This is a genomic window from Marinobacter sp. SS8-8, from assembly GCF_030540945.1.
Taxonomy (GTDB): Bacteria; Pseudomonadota; Gammaproteobacteria; order Pseudomonadales; family Oleiphilaceae; genus Marinobacter.
In genome coordinates, this window is the sequence record NZ_JASSVN010000007.1 from 100,369 (window position 1) to 118,738 (window position 18,370).

An 18,370-nucleotide genomic window follows, 5' to 3' on the forward strand; every position below is an offset into this window, starting at 1 on the left:
CCGGTGTATACCAGGCGGCTGCCACCGCCTGCCCTTCCCGTTAGGCTAGTCGGCGAAGTCAATACCCTTCGCCCGGGCCCGTTCGCGGGCGTTGGGGTTCACCGATGGCCGGAAGGGCACTTCCACCACTTCCGCCTCCACAGCGGTTGAGCCATCCGCCGCGGCATATTCCACTGGAAGGTGCACAGTCAACCTGCTACCGATACTGCGCAGATCAAACGGCACATAGGCCAGCGCGATGTTCGTCTCCAGTTCCGGCGAGTACCAGGGTGACGTGACATAGCCCTCCGGCTCACCACCATCAGGCCTGCTGATCAGCCAGAAATCATTGGCGTAGTCAGTCACCTTGCCGCCGCCAAAGCGGATGCCAACCATAATGTGGCTAAAAGGCGGACGACCAGCATCCAGTTGCTCACGAACCTTCTCAAGCCTTTGCTTGCCGATATAGTCCGCATCCTTGTTGCGCGGCACCTGGTAAGCCAGGTTGCACTGGAACGGCAGGGTTTCCTGATCCACATCCTGGCCCCAGGAAAGAATGCCCGCGGCGATCCGGCGATGGTGTGCCGGCGCTATCACCCTCAGGTTGTGCGGTTCGCCTGCCGCAAGCACTGTGTACCAGAGGTCCTCGGCGTACTTAGTCGCTTCCTTGAGGTAAATCTCGTAGCCCTTCTCTCCGGTGAAACCGGTCTGGGAAACGATGACATCATGGCCCGCCACCTGGCCTCCCATCAGCCCGTAGTAGGGAATGTCTTTCACACCCTCGCCAAACAGATCCGTCATAAGCGCCTCAGACTTAGGACCCTGGATCTGGACCGGAGCAACGTCGATTTCCGCAATGCTGACGTTGAAGCCCATACCGACGTTTACGCCCCGCAGCCAGAATTCCAGATCACTGTCGGAAAGGGAGAACCAGAATTCGTCCTCGGCCACCCGAAGCAATACCGGGTCATTGAGAATACCGCCGTCCTCGTTGCACAGGATGACGTACTTGCCACGCATGGGTTTGATTTTGGTAGCGTCCCGGGTGATCACATAGTTCACGAAGCGCTCCGCATCCGGGCCCTTGACCTGGATCTGGCGCTCCACCGCCACGTTCCACATGGTAACGTCGTGTATCAGCGACTCGTATTCCAGCATGGCACCACCGTCTTCCGGGCGGACATAGCCCCGGGGATGATACATGCGGTTGTAAACGGTCGCCCGCCAGCAGCCCGCCTCATAGGCCAGGTGCCAATATGGCGACTTGCGGACCCGTGTGGAAATCAGCATCTCCACCGGCGTGGGACCGGACTGGCGCAGGTTGATGGGTACGCGGCGATCAGACTGGTCGACGCTGTCGGGCTGGCGCGCGGCACCGGCCCGTTGTTGCGGATAATCCTGAAGTGCTTGTTCGAATTTAACGGCCATTGCTATCTCCCCCTTATCGGGTTGTCAATAGCCCTAATGTGACCGTCTTTGGGTTTTCCGGGAGGAACCAATACGACACGGATTCGACTGAAAGCGTCAGAGCAATGGCCGCAGCTCCAGAAAAGCACGTCTAGAAAACCAGTGTCAGGCCACCGGAAAAATTAATCCCCATATTGCGCAGCATGCGCAGCCCCACTGGCACCGGCCGGCTGCGCCCCGATCAAGCACGCAGCCGGATAACACCAGCCGCATCAGATTAAAGCTTCACCATCAACTTACCCTTGTTCTCACCGGTCAGGAACAGGTTCAGACCGTTCATGGCCGATTCCAGTCCTTCCAGCACGCGTGTCCGGTATTTGATCTGCCCCTTCTGAACGTAGGGTGTGAGCTTGGCGTGCAGCTCCTTCGTCTCGTCCCAGTGATCAGGCATAGTGTAGCCCTGGATCGACAGGCGTTTCTTGATGATACGCATCCAGTTGGGGCCGGATCGAGAGACATATAGGCCTGCGAGACCAGAAACTCACCCTCGGCGGGTTCAGGAACGGTGTTTTCCACCACCTCGAACAGCTCCGGGCCGATAGTCCCCACAGGCAGCTTCACAAGGTTAATCGCTTTATAGGTACTCACGGATGACTATCTCCTGAAGTGCTTGAAAGCCCCCCTGGTAGTCACTGGTATGGAGACAGGAGGCCGTCCTTAAAAGGCCACGACCGTATTCCTTGCCCACACCGGGTTTCTCAAAGACGTCCAAAGGCTAATCCGGAGCACCAGAAATAAGTAACCAAAGGTTATTTACACAACAGGAAGGCAACGTATATTAGGCAACCATCGTTCACTTAATAAGGAAAACACCATGAACTATGTGCTCATCACCGGCGCCAGTGCCGGCATAGGCGAAGCGTTCGCCCATGCTCTGGCTGCGGAAAAGCAGAACCTGATTCTTGTGGCCCGCCGTGAAGACCGCCTGGCCTCCCTGGCTACCAAGCTTTCAGAAAGGTTTGGTGTATCCGTTGAGGTTCTGGCTGCGGACCTGGCCACAGCCGAGGGCGCCGAAAAAGTTGTCTCAGCCGTTACTTCAGCCGGATGGAAGCTTGCTGGCCTGATCAACAATGCCGGTTTTGGCGACCGCGGGCGCTTCAGCGACCTCTCCCTGGAACGCCAGCTCAACATGATTCAGGTGAACGTGACATCGCTGGTTGCGCTGACCTGGAAGCTTATACCCAATCTGAAAGAGAGCCCGAACAGCTTCATCATTAACGTCGCCTCAGCCGCAGCGTTCCAGGCGGGGCCCGGCATGGCCATTTACTACGCCACGAAGGCCTTTGTATTGTCCTTTTCCGAAGCACTGCACGAAGAATTACGAGGCTCAGGCGTTGCCGTAAGCGCACTCTGCCCGGGAGCAACAGCGTCAGAGTTCGCGGCTGAAGCCAATATGGCGGACACCAGGCTCTTCAAAGCCGGCACCATGTCAGCCGAAGCGGTGGCAACCACAGCACTGGCCAGACGCCGCAATGCCATCGTCATCCCGGGACTGCGTAACCGGTTGATGATAGGGCTGGGCAAATTCTCCCCCCGGCTCATTAACAGGCGCCTCGCAGGCTGGTTACAGGCGTAAGGAACGATGAGAACCAGGCTTTGTGGTGGCAAGCAGCACGAGCACGGAAGCGGAAAAATCACACGGAAACAGCAGATTCTCGATGCGGCGGCAGAGCCATGACCTGAGTCCAGGTTTTCGAGCACAAGCCAGCGAGATCAGCAATGCTTCCGGGCCCTTTGCTTCAGCAAATACGGGGTAACTGTTCGCCGGAGAGTCTGTCAACGACCCGGCTGGCGCCAATCATACTGGAAGCCATAACCAAGCCGGCGGCCCCTTGCACAAAATGGCCGATTTCAACGGATGCCTTGCTCACCGGGTACCTCCGGAGCACATCCATTGCCCGGGCAACATCCGGTTCAGCCACGACGACGATAAAGCGGCCTTCATTGGCCACATGCAGCGGGTCCAGCCCCAGCAGCTCACAAAAGGCGGACACATCTTCGCGAACCGGGATATCGGCCTCACGGATCTCCGCTGCCAACCCGGCACTTTCCGAGACTTCCACCAACGCACTGGCCAGGCCTCCGCGGGTAAGGTCGCGAAGGCAGCGCACATCTATCCCCTCTTCCAGCAATGCCAGGACCGGCTGCGCGACCGAAGCGCAGTCGCTCTCAATCGCCGATTCCAGGTCAAGTTTCTCGCGCGCAGTCATCACCGCGACGCCGTGGCGACCAAGATCGCCACTAAGCAGAATCCGGTCGCCGGACCGAACCTGGCCAGGCCCCACCGGCTGAGGTGCCACAACCTGCCCCACTCCGGCGGTGTTGATGTACAAACCATCCGCCTTGCCGCGTTCCACCACCTTGAGGTCACCGGTCACGATTTGCACGTCAGCTTCGAGGGCTGCGGCGGCCATGGAATCGACAACCCGGCGCAACGTAGCCAGTGGCAAACCCTCTTCGAGAATAAAACCGGCACTCAGGTATTGCGGCCTCGCCCCGCACATGGCGAGGTCGTTAACCGTGCCATGCACCGCCAGGGTTCCGATATCAGAGCCGGGAAAGAACAGCGGCCGCACCACGTAGGAGTCCGTCGTGAACGCCATGGCACCGGCCATATCCACCACGGCACCGTCGTGTTGCCGTGCCAGCCAGGGATTATCAAACGCCGGACGAAAAATACGATCAAGCAACTGAGCCATCGCCCGACCGCCACCACCGTGGGCTATTTTTACCACATCATGGTCATCGTTCATCGGCAGGCAATGATTGTCGCGGCTGTCACTCACGCGCTGAATCTCCGGCTGGTCGTCGGTAACGGTAATAGGCGGCGCAGGCGCCTTCCTCGGACACCATCGTCACGCCGAGGGGGCGTTCCGGAGTGCAGCGGGAACCGAAGGCGGGGCATTGGTCCGGGCGGATTTCGCCCCGCAGCACTGCCCCACTGAGGCATTCACCCTGCATCTCGGCCTCGCCGTTCACTGCGCCGAAACGGGTTTCTGCGTCGTAGGATCTGTAGGCGGGTGACAACCCAAGACCACTGTCAGGGATGTCTCCCATACCCCGCCATTGCCTGGGCACCACCTGGAAGACCGCCTGCATCACCTGCCGGGCCATGGCGTTCCCCGGGCGGCGGACAGCCCGGCTGTACTGGTTTTCAACACAGCTCTCACCCTGCTCCAGCTGACGCACGCAGCGATAGACTCCCTCCAGGATATCCAGCGGTTCAAAGCCGGTCACCACAATCGGAACGCCGTGCTCACGGGTAATGGGTTCATACTCTTCATACCCGGTGATCGTGCAGACATGGCCGGCCGCCAGGAAGCCCTGAACCCGGTTGCCCGGGCGCTCCAGCAAGGCGCGAATCGCTGGTGGCACCAGCACTTGCGAGACCAGTACTGAGAAATTCCCGAGCCCCTCGCGCTGGGCCTGGTAGACCGCCATGGCATTGGCCGGGGCTGTGGTTTCAAATCCGACGGCAAAAAAAACCACTTCATGCTTCGGATTCTGTCGGGACACCATCAGCGCATCGAGCGGCGAATACACCACCCGGACATCCGCCCCCCGCGCCTTGGCAGCGGACAGGTCCGATTGCGTCCCGGGCACGCGCAGCATATCGCCGAAAGTGCATAGGATGACGCGTGGAAGCGCGGCGATTTCGAGGGCCTTGTCAATGTAGGCGATGGGGGTCACACACACCGGGCACCCCGGGCCATGGATCAGGGAGATCGCTTCCGGCAACAGTTGATCGATCCCGAAGCGCACGATGGCGTGGGTCTGCCCCCCGCACACCTCCATGAGCGTCCAGGGACGAGTGGTGATACGAGCAATGGCATCGGCATACCCCCGGGCAGCATCGGGCGTGCGATATTCGTCACGATACTTCATCGCGGCACTGCCCTCCCTGGCTCCGGCTCGTCCGCCTCCTGCTCAAGGATTTCGAGATACCTGAAAACACGCTCCGCTTCATGCGGGTCCACAACGGTAATGGCGAACCCCACATGCACCAGCACATAGTCCTGCTCTCGTACATCCGGCACATAGGCCAGATTGACCGACTTGACAATACCACCGAAATCGACGCGCCCCTGGCGGGTGAGTGGATCGTCACCCTCAATGCTGATCACGCGTCCCGGCACGGCCAGGCACATGGCCCCTCCCTGCCCCAAAGAGCGCCGGTCGCCCAGGCCAGCTGACCCACCGACAGACCGCCATCATTGGGCGGCAGCCGGCACGGCCAGAACACCTGGAATCCGGCCCCCTTAAGGGCTGTTATGGTCAATTCCAGCAGGCAGGCGTTCTGGAAACAGCCGCCAGCCAACACAACTCTCGACAGTTTAGCCTGTTTCGCCACCGCCACAATGGCGTTGACCAGCCCCCGATGGAAGCCCGTCGCAATCCCGGATACCGGCTTCCCCCTCTGAATGTCGTCCAACAATGCGGAAACCGCCGGCGCCCAATCAACCTGCCAGGGGCGGCCGGCTTCCGGCACCGACACCTCGAACCGGTAGGGAGGTGCGGTGTCAGTGCGATCCAGGGCTGCCTCCAACTCTCCCGCTGCCTGCCCCTCGTAACTGGCCTGCAGGCAGATCCCGGCCAGCGCGGCCACGGAGTCAAAAAGCCGGCCCATACTTGAGGTTTCCGGCGCGTTCAGGCCGGCCTTGAGCGATTGAATCAACAGCCTTCTTTCCGCTTTGGAAAAGCTGTTCACCGGGGCCAGTGCCTCGCACTCCGTGACCTGCTCCCCCATCAACGCATACAGCAGCCCGAAGGCGGAACGGCGGGGTTCTCTCATGGCCGCTTCGCCACCTGGCAACCGGAATCGCCGCAGATGCGCCACGCGCTCGTAACCCTGTGAGTCCAGGCGCAGGAATTCTCCACCCCACAGGGTGTGATCGTCGCCAAGACCACTGCCATCCCACGCCACCCCGAGCACCGGCTCATTGACCCCGTGTTCAGCCATCACGGCCGCTATATGGGCCACATGATGCTGGACAGCGAATTGTTCCCCACCACGGGCCTGGGCGTAACGCGTTGTGTAATAGTCCGGGTGGCCATCGTGCGCCCACTGCCGGGGAAGGGTGGCAAACAGTTGCTGCAGATTATCCATGGTATGATCGAGCTCTTTCCGGCTCAGGATGCTGTCCATATCGCCCAGATGCTGACTCAACACCACCCCGGCGCGGGTGCTCAGGGCCACGGTGGTTTTTAGGTGGCCTCCGGTGGCGCCCCAGCCGGGAGGCACCTGGATGGGCAGGGCCAGGTTTGGGGAGTAACCACGTGCACGGCGAAGCAACTGCGGACGCCCCGCCACCACCCGGGCCACGGAATCATCCAGTGGTCGTAAAATGGGGCGATCATGAATCAGAAATCCGTCCGCCAGGTCACCCAGGCGCACCAGGGCTTCCTCGTTGTCGATGGCAATCGGTTCGCCACTGCGGTTACCGCTGGTGGCAACAACGGGAAACCCCAGATCACGGAGCAGCAAATCGTGTAACGGGGTGCAAGGCAGCATTACACCCAGATCCGCCCTGCCCGGCGCGATATTCTCCGCCAGATCATGGTTACGCGCATGGAGCAGGACAATGGGCCGCTCCCCCCCTGTGAGCAACAGGCTTTCCGGTGCGGAAACCGGGCACCTCTGCCGCAAAGACGCCAGTGAGCCAAACATGACTGCCAGCGGCTTTCGGGGCCGCCCTTTTCGTGCGCGTAACGTTTGCACCGAGTGACTATTGCGGGCATCTGAAAGCAGCTGAAACCCGCCCAGCCCTTTAAGCGCGATGATGTCACCTGCCCTCAGGCGCCTGAGGGCCTCGGACAAGGCGGCCTCACCTTCCGCCAGCACGCGACCATCACTCCGGCAAAATTCGACACGCGGGCCGCAGTCCGGGCAGGTATTGGGCTCGGCATGAAAGCGCCGGCTTTGCGGATTACGGTATTCCGCCAGACAGCGCGGGCACATTTGAAAGTGCCTCATCGCCGTACGTTCGCGATCATAAGGCAAATCCTCAATCAGACTGTAGCGGGGACCGCAGTCTGTGCAGTTGATGAAGGGATACCGGTAACGCCGATTATCGGGATCGTGCAGCTCCCCGGTGCACTGACGGCAGGGCGCCAAATCCGCAGGTAAACGTGTTGTCGCAGCGCCCCGCTCCTCACTCTCGCGTACGCGGAACGCCTGAAACGCCGCAGGCCTGGCCAGCGGTTCCGAGCGCACGGCCTCCACGCACGCATGCGCCGGAGCCTGTTGCCTGAGCGCATCTACCAGGTTCTGCAATGCCTCGGGGCGACCCTCAGCCTCAATGATCACGCCCTCCGGGGTATTGCCAACCCAGCCCGTCAGCCCCAACCCTGTCGCCAGGCGATAGACAAAAGGCCGAAACCCCACGCCCTGAACCACGCCATAAACACGAACACGCCAACGAACTGGCGAGGGCTCCGCCCGGCATCTGTCATTCATGGGCCGGACCCATCCTCCGCTTCCAGCTCCAGGCTCTGCAACAGCACATCCTGGGCATGGGGGTGATTGATGTCATCAGACGTTTCAATCCAGAGGTGGGCCTGGTCAGCGCAGGTACCGGCTGCCTCCTGGCGGAAGTGATCGGTGAAATGTTCCGGCGACATATGGCACAGCGCGCCCAGCCATACCGAAACCTCCACCACCCGTTCGGCCTCTTCGTCCGCGCAAAGCTTCTCCACCCGGTGAACCAGGTTCCTGACCAGCGCCGTTTCATGCATCATCACTCTCCTGAATCCTGCATCCTGTGTCCTTTTCGATGGCATCCATCACCGCTTGAGTCACCCCGGGAATGGTGTCCGCAACCGGTTTTGACAGCCCGTCGCCCACTTCGAAGCTGGCCGCCTCCACCGCAAACACCCGGCATACCGGAGGCAGCACATTGAGCGCACGCGACAGTTCAATCGCTTCAGACAACCCCAGCGCATGGGACGAAAACGCGCCTCCCAGGGCTGGCAGCGGCGCGGCGCTGGCATCGAACACCCGGAGATGCCCCGGCTCCAGCCCCATGACAGCGGCATCAACCAGATACACCGCTTCGGCGCCAGTCATCAGGTCCACGAGCCCGGCCACTTCGCCGCTGTGCTCTACCACGTCGACGGGTACCGGCAAGCGGTCATCAAGGGCATCCATAACCAGCGGTCCGAGGGCATCGTCCCCCCGATCCCGGTTGCCGATACCAACAACCCTGATGGGCCGGGAAACATCACTCATGGCGGACATCCAGTTTGAGGAAGTGCGTTGCGCAGGAGATGCAGGGGTCGTAGTTGCGGATGGTCTGCTCACAGCGTTCGCGCAGAGTATCGGCCGGCAAATCGAGCCAGCCGCCAACCAGTTCCTTCAGGTCGGCCTCGATGCTGGGCTGGTTCTGCGCCGTGGGCGGCACAATCTGCGCCTCGAGGATGCCACCGTTTTCATCAAGCCGGTAACGGTGAAACAGCAGACCGCGTGGGGCCTCGGTGCAGCCGAAGCCTTCCGAGAGCTTCGGCTCGGCCGGTTCGAACGGTCGCTCAGGTTCCTGGTATCCGGCAATCACATGCAGAGCCTCATCACAGGCATACACAACCTCGACGCTGCGCACCACAATGCTCTGAAACGGGTTGTTGCAAGTAACACCCAAACCGGCTTCTTTGGCCACCTCCCGGGCCAGCGGTGAGAGCTGGCCATAATTGAGGCTGTAACGCGCCAGGGGGCCGACCAGATAACCGTCATGCTCGCGCAAGTGCGAGTGCAGCGCCGTGGAGCGCTGCACGTGGGACTCCACAAAGTGGCGATTGTAGTCCGCCACGGCGATATCCAGCCCACGATTGGAAATAATACGCCCGGCGTTCATGGCGTATTCGTCCGGATGGTGGAGTGCGACCAGATGGTAGTCCCGCCCGGCCTCCGGCATGTCCAGCCCCGCCGTCCAGCGCACGGTTGCCAGAGCGTCCTCCCGGGCCTGTTTCAGCGTTTCGGCCAGCGGCTCCAGCTCCTTGCGGGCCGGCGTTCGATAGAATCCGCCCACCCGCACATTAATGGGATGGATTTCCCGACCGCCCAACAGTGTCATGATGGCATTGCCCGCTTTCTTCAGGGACAGGCCCCGTTTGACGATATCGGGATAATCCCGGGCCATGTCCACCGCCCCGGCGTACCCCAGGAAATCCGGGGCGTGCAGCATGTATATGTGGAGGGCGTGGCTTTCGATCCACTCCCCGCAGTACAACAACCGGCGCAATGCCCGCAGCGGCCCCTCCACCTCGATACCGAGCGCGTTCTCCATCGCATGGACAGCGCTCATCTGATAGGCCACCGGGCAGATACCGCAGATGCGGGCGGTCACATCGGGCGCCTCTGAAAAGTCGCGCCCACGCAGGAATGCCTCGAAAAAACGCGGGGGCTCGAAAATACGCAGTTCCGCATCGCTCACCTGGCCGTCCCGGACCGTCACCTCCAGGGCACCTTCGCCCTCGACCCGTGCCAGGTAATCCACCTTGATGGTCTTACGGCTCATGACGTTCGCTCTCCTCACGGAACGGGCCGGCCCAGGCGTTGAAGGTCCGGTAAAAGCGCAACCGCTCGGCCCGGCCCATGCCCAGTTGATCCAGTCGCTCACTCAGCGCAGGCGCGTTGGGATTTTCGTTGGGCCCATAACAACCGTAACAACCCCGATTATAGGACGGACACAAGGCATTGCAGCCGCTGTGGGTCACCGGCCCCAGGCAGGGCGTTCCGTGGGCCACCATCACACAGACATTGCCCCTGAGCTTGCAATCCAGACACACGCTGTGGGCCGGCGTGACCGGTCGCCGCCCACAAAGAAACGCCGACACCACCTCAAGCAACTGACGCTTGCTGATGGGGCAGCCACGCAGTTCAAAATCCACGGCCACATGGTCGGAAATCGGTGTGGAGGTGGACAGGGTTTCAATGTACTCAGGGTGTGCGTAGACAGCTGCCATGAAATCATCAATATCGGCGAAATTACGCAACGCCTGAATGCCGCCAGCCGTGGCACAGGCCCCGATGGTCACCAGCGTTCGCGAGCGCCGGCGCACGTCCTGGATACGCCCGGCATCGTGGGCGGTGGTGATGGACCCCTCCACCAGGGACAGATCGTAACGACCGCGGATACTGCCGCGGGTGGCCTCCGGGAAATAGGCAATATCGACTGCTCCGGCGACCTGCAACAATTCATCCTCGCAATCCAGCAAACTCAGCTGGCAGCCATCGCACGACGCAAACTTCCAGACGCCAAGGCGTGGCCTGTGATCCGGGCGCGCCATGTCAAAACTCCTTGAGGTTCAGTAAGCCGCGGACCCGATCAAACGACAGCACCGGACCGTCCTTACAGACAAACGTCGCTCCGAACTGGCAATGGCCACAATGTCCGAGCGCGCATTTCATGTTTCGCTCCATGGAAAGATAAATCGCCCCATCCCCAACACCGGCGCCCCGCAGCGCATTGACCGTGAAGCGCATCATGATTTCCGGGCCACACACCATCGCCAGGGTGTTTTCAGGGTCGAAACCCAGCGTCGGTACCAGAGCCGGAACCACACCGACCATGCCCGGCCAGTCATTGTCAGCGTGGTCCACGGTAATGTGGACTTCAATATCCGGACGCTTGCTCCATTCCGCCAGTTGAGCGGAATAGAGGATATCGTCGGGGCTGCGTGTGCCGTATAGCAAGATAACCCGACCGAACCTCTCCCGATGACGCAACACGTGATAAATGGCCGGTCGCAAGGGTGCCAATCCCAGCCCGCCGGCCACGATCAGCAAATCCGCGCCCTCGCCTTCCGCCATCGGCCAACCGGCACCGAACGGGCCACGCAGGCCAACGGTATCCATCGGTTTCAGGGCCGCCAGTTTCCTGGAGACCGGGCCCACCGCCCGCACGGTGTGAACCAGGGTCCCTGTCTCTTCAGTGTCGCCACTCAGACTGATGGGCACCTCTCCCACACCGAACACATAGAGCATATTGAACTGGCCCGGCAAACCAGGCCGGTTGCCGGCCGGTCCCGGCTCCAGTTCCAGTGTCCAGGTGGTTTCCAGTTCCTGCTGTCGGCGCAGAACCCGAACCGGTTCAGGTACCATCAGGTCGTCTGAAATCACTCGGGCTGCTCCGGAGTACCATAAACATCCAGAATCTGCATTTGTGTCGCGTGAAGCCGACTGGTCAGGATCGGCAGCAATCGTTTCAGGACTTCGTAGCCCAGAGCCGGATCATCATCGCACTTCTTCCTCAGGCAGTGGGCGTCCATTGCGATGGCACGGGTCAGCGTGATGGCGCGCGCATCGTAGGCCCAGTGATAGGGGGGCAGAACCCAGGACACCCCCGCCAGGTCGCCGTCATGAAGGGTCTGAAAACAGACCGACGGTTTTCCCGGCACAGCGATTTCCAGAGCCACCTGACCATAGCGGATGAGATACAGGTGATCGGCGTCTCCGCCTTCGCGAAACAGGTATTCCCCCGGATTGAACCGAACATTGCGGGCACACCCGCACACCAGATCGCAGAAATCGCTATCCAGACCTTGGAAGAACGGATGCTCGCACACGATCCGGGCAATGTTTTTCATTCCCTCTCTCCCGGTGAAACATCATCGTGAATGGCGCGAACTTCCTCCGTGATATCGATGCCCACCGGGCACCAGGTAATGCAGCGACCGCAACCCACACAACCTGAGGTGTCGAACTGATCCACCCAGGTAGCGAGTTTGTGGGTCATCCACTGACGGTAGCGGGACCGGGTCGAGTTGCGAACACTGCCGCCATGAATATAGGAAAAATCCGACGTAAAACACGAGTCCCAGCGCCGGCTGCGCTCCGCGGTGACGCCTTCCAGGTCCGAGGTGTCCTCAACCGTGGTGCAGAAGCACGTCGGGCAAACCATGGTGCAGTTGGCACAGCTCAAACACCGGTCGGCAACGTCGGCCCAGCGCGGATGCTCCAGATTATCCATCAGTAAGGCAGGAATGGCGGTTTGCGGCATACTCCGGCCCATCTGACTGCGGGTTTTCTCCACCACAGCGGTGGCGGCTGCCCGGTGGGCATCTGTCGCGGGCTTGCGGGGCAATTCGGCGAGAATCGCCGCCCCCTGTTCTGAGCCCGATCGAATAAGGAAAAGGTGGCTGTCGTCGTCCAGAAGCTCGGAGAGGACGAGATCGTACCCGTCTCTGACGTCGGGCCCGGTATCCATGGAGTCACAGAAACAGGTACCTCCAGCCTCTGAGCAGTTGATCGCCACCATAAAAGCCTGCTCCCGACGTGACCGGTAATGAGGGTCAACATAGTCGTCCCTCAGCAACACACGATCCTGGATGCAGATCGCCGCCAACTCACAGGCGCGCACCCCGAAGAACGCGTATCGAGGCGGATCATCCCGGGCAGGAGTAAAGCGCAGTTCGTCGCCGTTACGAGCCGCCTGCCACAAGGAAACCTTCGGTGGGTGAAGAAAACGTTTCCAGCTATGGGGACCCACGACATAGCCGAACAACGCCTCATCCAAACGCCGTTTCAACCGATAGTGGCCACCATTCTGCTCATCCGTCCAGCCTGCGGGAAGCTCCTCTATACGGGCGAGCTCATCGTACACAATGGCCTGGTCCCGAACGGTCGGTCCAACGACCGTGTACCCGCGCTCAGCCAATGCATCCAGCAAACATTGCAAGCCTTCCCGCGTGATGACAGAGGCATCGTCAAAGTTGTCCATGAGGAGACCTTCGGTGATTGGCAATCAGAAAACAAGGAATCAACTGATTGCTCACTACAAGCTTTAGCAAGGCCAGGGATTTTGTCAAAAATGGAGAAGCGGCTATTTCGCCGTGATTGCGTTGTGCCTGAGCGGATTGTTGGCCGTGCGGCTGCCCATGATGCCAGGGCCGATAATACCAACCCGCCCGGCGCCTTTCGGACCCAGGCGGGTTTTCCTGTTTTTTTGTCCGTTACATTTTTTCATCCACCGGAAGAATGGCAAGGAATGGCCGTTCACTATGGGCACCCAGAACGATATTCCACTGCAGCAGGACTTCCAGGCCGCTGTCGCCGCCATCAACATCAAGACGACGCGCCTGTAACTGCAATCGTGCATGGGGCGAGTAATACCAGCTGTAATGCGCCGAATAAGCCCTCGACGTTAGCGACTTGTCCAGCCGCCCCTGGGTGTATTCGGCACCCGCGCCGAGATGATGCGCTGGTTTGAATTGATAATCTACGAGTGTCCAGGCGCCGTTGGCGTTGTTGCTGACGCCAGGGGCGATTTCCCGCTGGTTGAACAGGATCTCGCCCATCCAGGAAAAACGTGCCGAGTAGTCGTAGCCCCGGGCAAATTCCGGTTCGAGCAGGACGCGGAAATCCAGCGCCTGTATATCGGTTGTGCCGCCCGTATCGTTCTTGCCGGTCAGGGCGCTGAGACCTAACTGGTAGGCGGCGTCACCTGCCTGGCGGCCAAAATAGAGTTTGCCGCCAAAGGCCTTGTCGCCAGACTGGCCAGCATCTAACGCCGCATCGTTGTCGGAATTGAACACGGCGCCGCTGATACCGGCACGGTAGCCGTTGCCCAGGTCGGTGAGACGACCCAGAGTGACCGCCGTCTCCCGAAGCTGTTCTTCGCCGAGAAGCTCCTCCACCGGCAAGGGAAGTGAGACTTGTGGCCGTTCCGGTTCATGAACGGTGTTGATCAATCCGAACTCGTTGCGGTACTTTCCTGCTTTCAGCCTGAAGCCATTTGGCAGGTCGGCGATCACCGCAGCCTCTTCGATGCTCATGTCCTCATCGGACGGCTGGGTCAGGAATATCATCCCATAGAGCCAAGGCTTGATCTGCGACTCCAGAGAAACCTCCACCTCACGCAGGTCAAGCACCTGGCGGTTCATATCAGCACCGAAATCCCGGGTTTCGGCGGTCAGATCCATATTGGCGCCCACCCGCAGATCCCCGGACCAATGACTGTCGAGGAGAGTCGATAGGAAACACCGCCTGACCGGTTGCTTTGGGTTAATTTCTTGTGGCCTCGTGGGGACTCTGCTAGCTTGAAACTAGAGTTTGTTGCACAACAACAATTACTCAAATCTCAGCGCAAGGCCATTCAAGGAGAGTGTTATGCAAGACCTCAAAGGCAAGGTTGCCATCGTCACTGGTGCCTCTCGCGGCATTGGCCGCCACATAGCCCTTCAGCTCGCCCAACGCGGCGCCGACGTCGCCATCAACTACCGCTCGCGCCAATCGGAGGCGGACGAAGTCGTCAAGGAAATTGAGGCGAACGGCGTGCGGTCACTGGCCATCCAGGCTGATCTTTCCCAGATGCCTGCCGCCCGGAGCCTGATACGTCAGGTCCATGATCAGTGGGGACGCATCGACATCCTGGTGAACAACGCCGGCATCACCAAAGACAAGTCCATGAAGAAGCTCACCGACGATGACTGGAACGATGTCCTCGACACCAATCTGGGAAGCGTCTACGCAACCTGCTCCGAAGTGCTGAAGATCATGATGGATCAGAAGTACGGTCGCATCATCAATATCACCTCGTTCGTCGGCCAGGCCGGCAACTTCGGGCAGGCCAACTACGCGGCCAGCAAGGGCGGCATCATCGCGTTCACCAAGACCCTGGCACTGGAAATGGCCAAGTACAACATTACGGTCAATGCCATTGCCCCGGGCTTTACCGAGACCGAAATGCTTGCCCAGGTGCCCGAGAACATCCGCCAACAGATCATTGCCCGAGTGCCGATGGGCCGCTTTGGTCAACCCGAGGAAATCGCCCGCGCGGTGGTGTTCCTGGCAGCGGAAGGGGACTACATCACCGGCCAGCAGATCAATGTAAATGGCGGCGTGTACATGTAGCTCCGCCAGGTGGAGAGTGTGACCATGGCTGACAAACCGATTAAGACCACCGCCTCGCCGGAATTCGAGCCCAATGTCGTGCGCCAGTCGCTGGTGCGGGCGGGTGTGCATGGCGGCCACCTACTGAAGCGCTCTATCCTGCGCCGGGTGCGCCGGGGCAGCCCCAGCCCGGTCAGTGTCAAAAGCATGGCCAAACCCTTTGTTTCCCTGACCGGCAGGCTCGCAACCCAGCCGGACACCGTGATTTTGGCCCAGATGCGCCTTCTCAAGGACAGCACCCGGTTCTTGTCGGGCCTGCTGACCAGCCGCTTAAACAACAAGCCATTGGCCGTGGCGGAGCCGGAGCCGGGCGACGGGCGTTTTCGCGACCAGGCCTGGAATGAGGTGATGGCGTTCAATGCCATCAAGCAGGCGTACCTGCTGTCGAACCGGTGGATCATGGACACCCTCGACGATGTGCGCGGCCTGGACGACCACACCCGGCGAAAACTACGGTTTTTCACCGGCCAGATGACCGACGCCCTGGCCCCGAGTAACTTCATCCTGAGCAACCCGGAGGTGCTGCGCACCACGATCCGTACCCGGGGCCGGAACCTGCTGCGGGGTCTGGCCAACCTGCTGCGTGATCTGGATGAGGGCGCCGGCCCAATGCCCTTTCGCATGTCCGACCCGGACGCCTTTGCGGTTGGAGACAATCTCGCCAACACGCCGGGCGACGTTATTTTCCAGAACGAACTGATGCAGCTCATCCAGTACCGGCCAACCACCGACACCGTGCACCGCCGGCCGCTGCTGGTGATTCCGCCGTGGATCAACAAGTACTACATTCTCGATCTGGGTGAGAAAAAGTCGTTCATCCGATATTGGGTCGCGCAGGGCCACACCGTGTTCGTGGTGTCCTGGGTGAATCCCGGGGCGGAACTGGCGCACAAGGGTTTTGAAGACTACATGCTCGAAGGCCCCATCGCCGCCATGGACGCCATTGAGCAGGCCACCGGCGAGCGTGAGCTGAATACCGTCGGTTACTGCATTGGCGGCACCCTGCTCGGCTGCACCCTCGCCTGGCTGGCCGCCCGGGGCGACGACCGGGTCAAGAGCGCCACCTTCCTCAACAGCCTGCTGGACTTCTCGGAGGTCGGTGACCTGGAGGTGTTCATTGACGAGGACGCCATTGGCAAGCTCGAAAAAGCCATGAACAAGCAGGGCTATCTCGAGGGCGCCTCCATGGCGACCGCCTTCAACATGCTGAGGGCCAACAGCCTGATATGGTCCTTCTTCGTCAACAACTACCTGCTGGGGCGCGATACCGCCCCCTTCGACCTGTTGTACTGGAACGCGGATGCCACCCGCATGCCGGCGGCCATGCACAGTTTTTACCTGCGCAATATGTACCTGCACAACCGGCTGCGTGAGCCCGGTGGTATTGAACTGGCGGGCACTCCGATTGATCTTGGGAAGATCAAGGTGCCGGGATACTTTGCATCGGCCATTGAGGATCACATCGCCCCCTGGATCTCCTCTTATCGCGGCTCACGCTATCTGGGCGGCCCGGTGCGTTTTGTACTCGGCGGCTCGGGGCACATCGCCGGGATCATCAATCCGCCGGACCGGAAAAAGTACGGTTATCGCGTCAACGAGGACAGCGACCTGGATCCGGATGCCTGGCTTCAGGGTGCCAGGCAGTTCGAAGGTTCCTGGTGGCCCGACTGGGTCGCCTGGGCGGAACAGTTTGGTGGTGGCAAAGTGAAGGCCCGTGCTGCCGGGGAAGGGCAACTGCCGGTGATCGAGCCGGCGCCCGGCGCCTATGTACGAAACCAGCCGGCGCCACCGACTCCGGTTGTGAAAAAGCGCCGACAACCTTCGCGTCAAAAAACAGCGCCACGCAAACGGGCACCGGCACGTACGAAAGTCACCCAGTGAGACCTGTTACAAATATGAACAGGACATGTCAGATAAATTTACACATGTCCTTCTGTAAGCAAGGACTGAAAGGTGCAAACACATTGAAATAAAACTTAAAATATTGAACTGGCATCTCCATTGCCTAGCACTACTCAACGATCAAAATTACGCAGTTGAGGAAGTACTCCATGCCATTGTTCAGCCGTATCGCCCTTCTCAGTTCTCTCAGCGTTTCTCTTTTCATCGCAGCACCTGCCAGTGCCAATCTTATTGTGAATGGCAGTTTTGAAGATCCGGATGTGGCTTCTGGTGCTTGGAAAGCCTTTGATGCCAGTGCAGTAGCAGGCTGGGATGGCAGTCGTATCGAAATCTGGGACAACTTCAACAGCGAAACAGCCTACGAAGGCGATCAGTTTGCCGAACTGAATTCCGATCCTGGCACCGGCACTGCGTTTAGCATTTTCCAGGACATTGCCACTGATATCGGCCAGACCTACGATATGAGCTTTGCTTATCAGGCCCGGCGTAGCGACAACGAAGAGTTCGAGTTCTCCGTCACTCCGGACGGAGGTGTGGCCATGTCCTGGCTGCTCTCCGACCACACGACCAATGGCTGGAGCGTCTTCTCCGACTCCTTCGTAGCCACTGCAATCAACACTCGCATCATGTTTACCTCGGTGGTTCCCGAGACTGGCACCGTTGGTAACTTTCTGGATGATGTAAAAGTAACCGTAGCAGTACCCGAGCCAGGAACTCTTGCTCTGTTTAGTTTGGGGCTTCTGGGGCTGGGAATGGCGCGCCGCCGCGGCTAACATCCAAACCTTGCGTTTTAAAAGGCCGCATTTTGCGGCCTTTTTTGTTTTGTCTTCCGCAATAGTGATGGAGCTTAGACATGCCCTCTATCGCTCGTCACCATGACGACATTGCCCTCCTGATGAACCAGGGATAGAAGCCGCATAGATGTAAAATGTATCGACATAGCTGTTTCAAATTTGTAACGGGCGGAATGCAAGGAGTTAATAATGTGTCTTTCACCTTTCCATCTGGCAATCCTGCACCATTTTTCTATCCAGTTTGACAGGTGTCAGGGCCACTGCTATTCCATTAATGATTGATCAAAACATACTCAGCTCATGCCGACCAGCGCCGTCTTGGCAATTGATGAGGGATTCCGGG

General features: G+C 59.8%; 18 protein-coding genes. 4 read left to right on the forward strand and 14 right to left on the reverse strand.

Annotated elements, in window-relative coordinates; translation table 11 throughout:
* Nucleotides 1–45 precede the first annotated feature (45 nt).
* Entirely contained in the window at nucleotides 46–1,407 is a 1,362-nt protein-coding gene (locus QPL96_RS09410; protein ID WP_303287129.1) for a glycine cleavage T C-terminal barrel domain-containing protein, read from the reverse strand.
* Between the two features lie 315 nt (nucleotides 1,408–1,722).
* The gene (locus QPL96_RS19460; protein ID WP_368388911.1) at nucleotides 1,723–2,034 is read right to left on the reverse strand and encodes a hypothetical protein; all 312 of its coding nucleotides are present in this window, start codon (nucleotides 2,032–2,034) and stop codon (nucleotides 1,723–1,725) included.
* A gap of 226 nt (nucleotides 2,035–2,260) precedes the next feature.
* Between QPL96_RS19460 and QPL96_RS09420 the strand changes: the two genes are divergently transcribed.
* Nucleotides 2,261–3,022, forward strand: coding sequence for an SDR family oxidoreductase (locus QPL96_RS09420; protein ID WP_303287131.1), 762 nt, complete (start codon nucleotides 2,261–2,263; stop codon nucleotides 3,020–3,022).
* 163 nt (nucleotides 3,023–3,185) lie between these two features.
* Here QPL96_RS09420 and hypE read toward each other — a convergent pair whose 3' ends face one another.
* The 12 genes from hypE to QPL96_RS09480 form a co-directional block, all read right to left on the reverse strand.
* The gene (hypE, locus tag QPL96_RS09425) at nucleotides 3,186–4,199 is read right to left on the reverse strand and encodes a hydrogenase expression/formation protein HypE (RefSeq protein WP_368388914.1); all 1,014 of its coding nucleotides are present in this window, start codon (nucleotides 4,197–4,199) and stop codon (nucleotides 3,186–3,188) included.
* A 25-nt stretch (nucleotides 4,200–4,224) separates the two neighbouring features.
* A complete protein-coding gene (gene hypD, locus QPL96_RS09430; RefSeq protein WP_303287133.1) occupies nucleotides 4,225–5,331 on the reverse strand; it encodes a hydrogenase formation protein HypD in 1,107 nt (368 codons plus the stop codon).
* Nucleotides 5,328–5,594, reverse strand: a complete 267-nt coding sequence (locus QPL96_RS09435; RefSeq protein WP_303287134.1) for a HypC/HybG/HupF family hydrogenase formation chaperone — start codon at nucleotides 5,592–5,594, stop codon at nucleotides 5,328–5,330. Before QPL96_RS09435 ends, hypD begins: the two co-directional genes overlap by 4 nt.
* Nucleotides 5,567–7,903 (reverse strand): carbamoyltransferase HypF, encoded by a 2,337-nt coding sequence (gene hypF, locus QPL96_RS09440; RefSeq protein ID WP_303287135.1) that lies wholly within the window; start codon nucleotides 7,901–7,903, stop codon nucleotides 5,567–5,569. Before hypF ends, QPL96_RS09435 begins: the two co-directional genes overlap by 28 nt.
* Nucleotides 7,900–8,184 carry a hydrogenase/urease maturation nickel metallochaperone HypA gene (locus tag QPL96_RS09445; protein ID WP_303287136.1) on the reverse strand — a complete coding sequence of 95 codons (285 nt, stop codon included), beginning with the start codon at nucleotides 8,182–8,184 and terminating at the stop codon, nucleotides 7,900–7,902. The genes hypF and QPL96_RS09445 overlap by 4 nt, the downstream gene beginning before the upstream one ends.
* Nucleotides 8,174–8,674, reverse strand: a complete 501-nt coding sequence (locus QPL96_RS09450) for a hydrogenase maturation protease (protein WP_303287137.1) — start codon at nucleotides 8,672–8,674, stop codon at nucleotides 8,174–8,176. Before QPL96_RS09450 ends, QPL96_RS09445 begins: the two co-directional genes overlap by 11 nt.
* Nucleotides 8,667–9,956, reverse strand: a complete 1,290-nt coding sequence (locus QPL96_RS09455; RefSeq protein ID WP_303287138.1) for a Ni/Fe hydrogenase subunit alpha — start codon at nucleotides 9,954–9,956, stop codon at nucleotides 8,667–8,669. Before QPL96_RS09455 ends, QPL96_RS09450 begins: the two co-directional genes overlap by 8 nt.
* On the reverse strand, nucleotides 9,946–10,728 hold the full coding sequence (locus tag QPL96_RS09460; RefSeq protein ID WP_303287139.1) for an oxidoreductase: 783 nt from the start codon (nucleotides 10,726–10,728) through the stop codon (nucleotides 9,946–9,948). The genes QPL96_RS09455 and QPL96_RS09460 overlap by 11 nt, the downstream gene beginning before the upstream one ends.
* A 1-nt stretch (nucleotide 10,729) precedes the next feature.
* A complete protein-coding gene (locus tag QPL96_RS09465) occupies nucleotides 10,730–11,560 on the reverse strand; it encodes an FAD/NAD(P)-binding protein (protein ID WP_303287140.1) in 831 nt (276 codons plus the stop codon).
* Nucleotides 11,557–12,027, reverse strand: a complete 471-nt coding sequence (locus tag QPL96_RS09470) for a cyclic nucleotide-binding domain-containing protein (RefSeq protein ID WP_303287141.1) — start codon at nucleotides 12,025–12,027, stop codon at nucleotides 11,557–11,559. Before QPL96_RS09470 ends, QPL96_RS09465 begins: the two co-directional genes overlap by 4 nt.
* Nucleotides 12,024–13,160, reverse strand: coding sequence for a 4Fe-4S dicluster domain-containing protein (locus QPL96_RS09475; RefSeq protein ID WP_303287142.1), 1,137 nt, complete (start codon nucleotides 13,158–13,160; stop codon nucleotides 12,024–12,026). The genes QPL96_RS09470 and QPL96_RS09475 overlap by 4 nt, the downstream gene beginning before the upstream one ends.
* 232 nt (nucleotides 13,161–13,392) lie before the next feature.
* Nucleotides 13,393–14,361: a hypothetical protein gene (locus QPL96_RS09480; RefSeq protein WP_303287143.1), complete on the reverse strand. Its 969-nt coding sequence runs from the start codon at nucleotides 14,359–14,361 to the stop codon at nucleotides 13,393–13,395.
* Nucleotides 14,362–14,548: 187 nt separating this feature from the next.
* Here QPL96_RS09480 and fabG point away from each other — a divergent pair, with 187 nt between their 5' ends.
* The 3 genes from fabG (at nucleotide 14,549) to QPL96_RS09495 (ending at nucleotide 18,006) form a co-directional block, all read left to right on the forward strand.
* Entirely contained in the window at nucleotides 14,549–15,292 is a 744-nt protein-coding gene (gene fabG, locus QPL96_RS09485) for a 3-oxoacyl-[acyl-carrier-protein] reductase (protein WP_303287144.1), read from the forward strand.
* 24 nt (nucleotides 15,293–15,316) lie between these two features.
* Nucleotides 15,317–17,212 carry an alpha/beta hydrolase gene (phaC, locus tag QPL96_RS09490; RefSeq protein ID WP_303287145.1) on the forward strand — a complete coding sequence of 632 codons (1,896 nt, stop codon included), beginning with the start codon at nucleotides 15,317–15,319 and terminating at the stop codon, nucleotides 17,210–17,212.
* 170 nt (nucleotides 17,213–17,382) lie between these two features.
* Entirely contained in the window at nucleotides 17,383–18,006 is a 624-nt protein-coding gene (locus QPL96_RS09495; RefSeq protein ID WP_303287146.1) for a PEP-CTERM sorting domain-containing protein, read from the forward strand.
* The last annotated feature ends 364 nt before the right edge of the window (nucleotides 18,007–18,370 follow it).

Bases quoted from the DNA above. Each gene is read 5' to 3' on its own strand.
- QPL96_RS09410 (WP_303287129.1), bottom strand. From the start codon at position 1,407: ATGGCCGTTAAATTCGAACAAGCACTTCAGGATTATCCGCAACAACGG.
- QPL96_RS09420 (WP_303287131.1), top strand. From the start codon at position 2,261: ATGAACTATGTGCTCATCACCGGCGCCAGTGCCGGCATAGGCGAAGCG.
- hypE (WP_368388914.1), bottom strand. From the start codon at position 4,199: ATGAACGATGACCATGATGTGGTAAAAATAGCCCACGGTGGTGGCGGT.
- hypD (WP_303287133.1), bottom strand. From the start codon at position 5,331: ATGAAGTATCGTGACGAATATCGCACGCCCGATGCTGCCCGGGGGTAT.
- QPL96_RS09435 (WP_303287134.1), bottom strand. From the start codon at position 5,594: ATGTGCCTGGCCGTGCCGGGACGCGTGATCAGCATTGAGGGTGACGAT.
- hypF (WP_303287135.1), bottom strand. From the start codon at position 7,903: ATGAATGACAGATGCCGGGCGGAGCCCTCGCCAGTTCGTTGGCGTGTT.
- QPL96_RS09445 (WP_303287136.1), bottom strand. From the start codon at position 8,184: ATGATGCATGAAACGGCGCTGGTCAGGAACCTGGTTCACCGGGTGGAG.
- QPL96_RS09450 (WP_303287137.1), bottom strand. From the start codon at position 8,674: ATGAGTGATGTTTCCCGGCCCATCAGGGTTGTTGGTATCGGCAACCGG.
- QPL96_RS09455 (WP_303287138.1), bottom strand. From the start codon at position 9,956: ATGAGCCGTAAGACCATCAAGGTGGATTACCTGGCACGGGTCGAGGGC.
- QPL96_RS09460 (WP_303287139.1), bottom strand. From the start codon at position 10,728: ATGGCGCGCCCGGATCACAGGCCACGCCTTGGCGTCTGGAAGTTTGCG.
- QPL96_RS09470 (WP_303287141.1), bottom strand. From the start codon at position 12,027: ATGAAAAACATTGCCCGGATCGTGTGCGAGCATCCGTTCTTCCAAGGT.
- QPL96_RS09475 (WP_303287142.1), bottom strand. From the start codon at position 13,160: ATGGACAACTTTGACGATGCCTCTGTCATCACGCGGGAAGGCTTGCAA.
- QPL96_RS09480 (WP_303287143.1), bottom strand. From the start codon at position 14,361: ATGGATCTGACCGCCGAAACCCGGGATTTCGGTGCTGATATGAACCGC.
- fabG (WP_303287144.1), top strand. From the start codon at position 14,549: ATGCAAGACCTCAAAGGCAAGGTTGCCATCGTCACTGGTGCCTCTCGC.
- phaC (WP_303287145.1), top strand. From the start codon at position 15,317: ATGGCTGACAAACCGATTAAGACCACCGCCTCGCCGGAATTCGAGCCC.
- QPL96_RS09495 (WP_303287146.1), top strand. From the start codon at position 17,383: ATGCCATTGTTCAGCCGTATCGCCCTTCTCAGTTCTCTCAGCGTTTCT.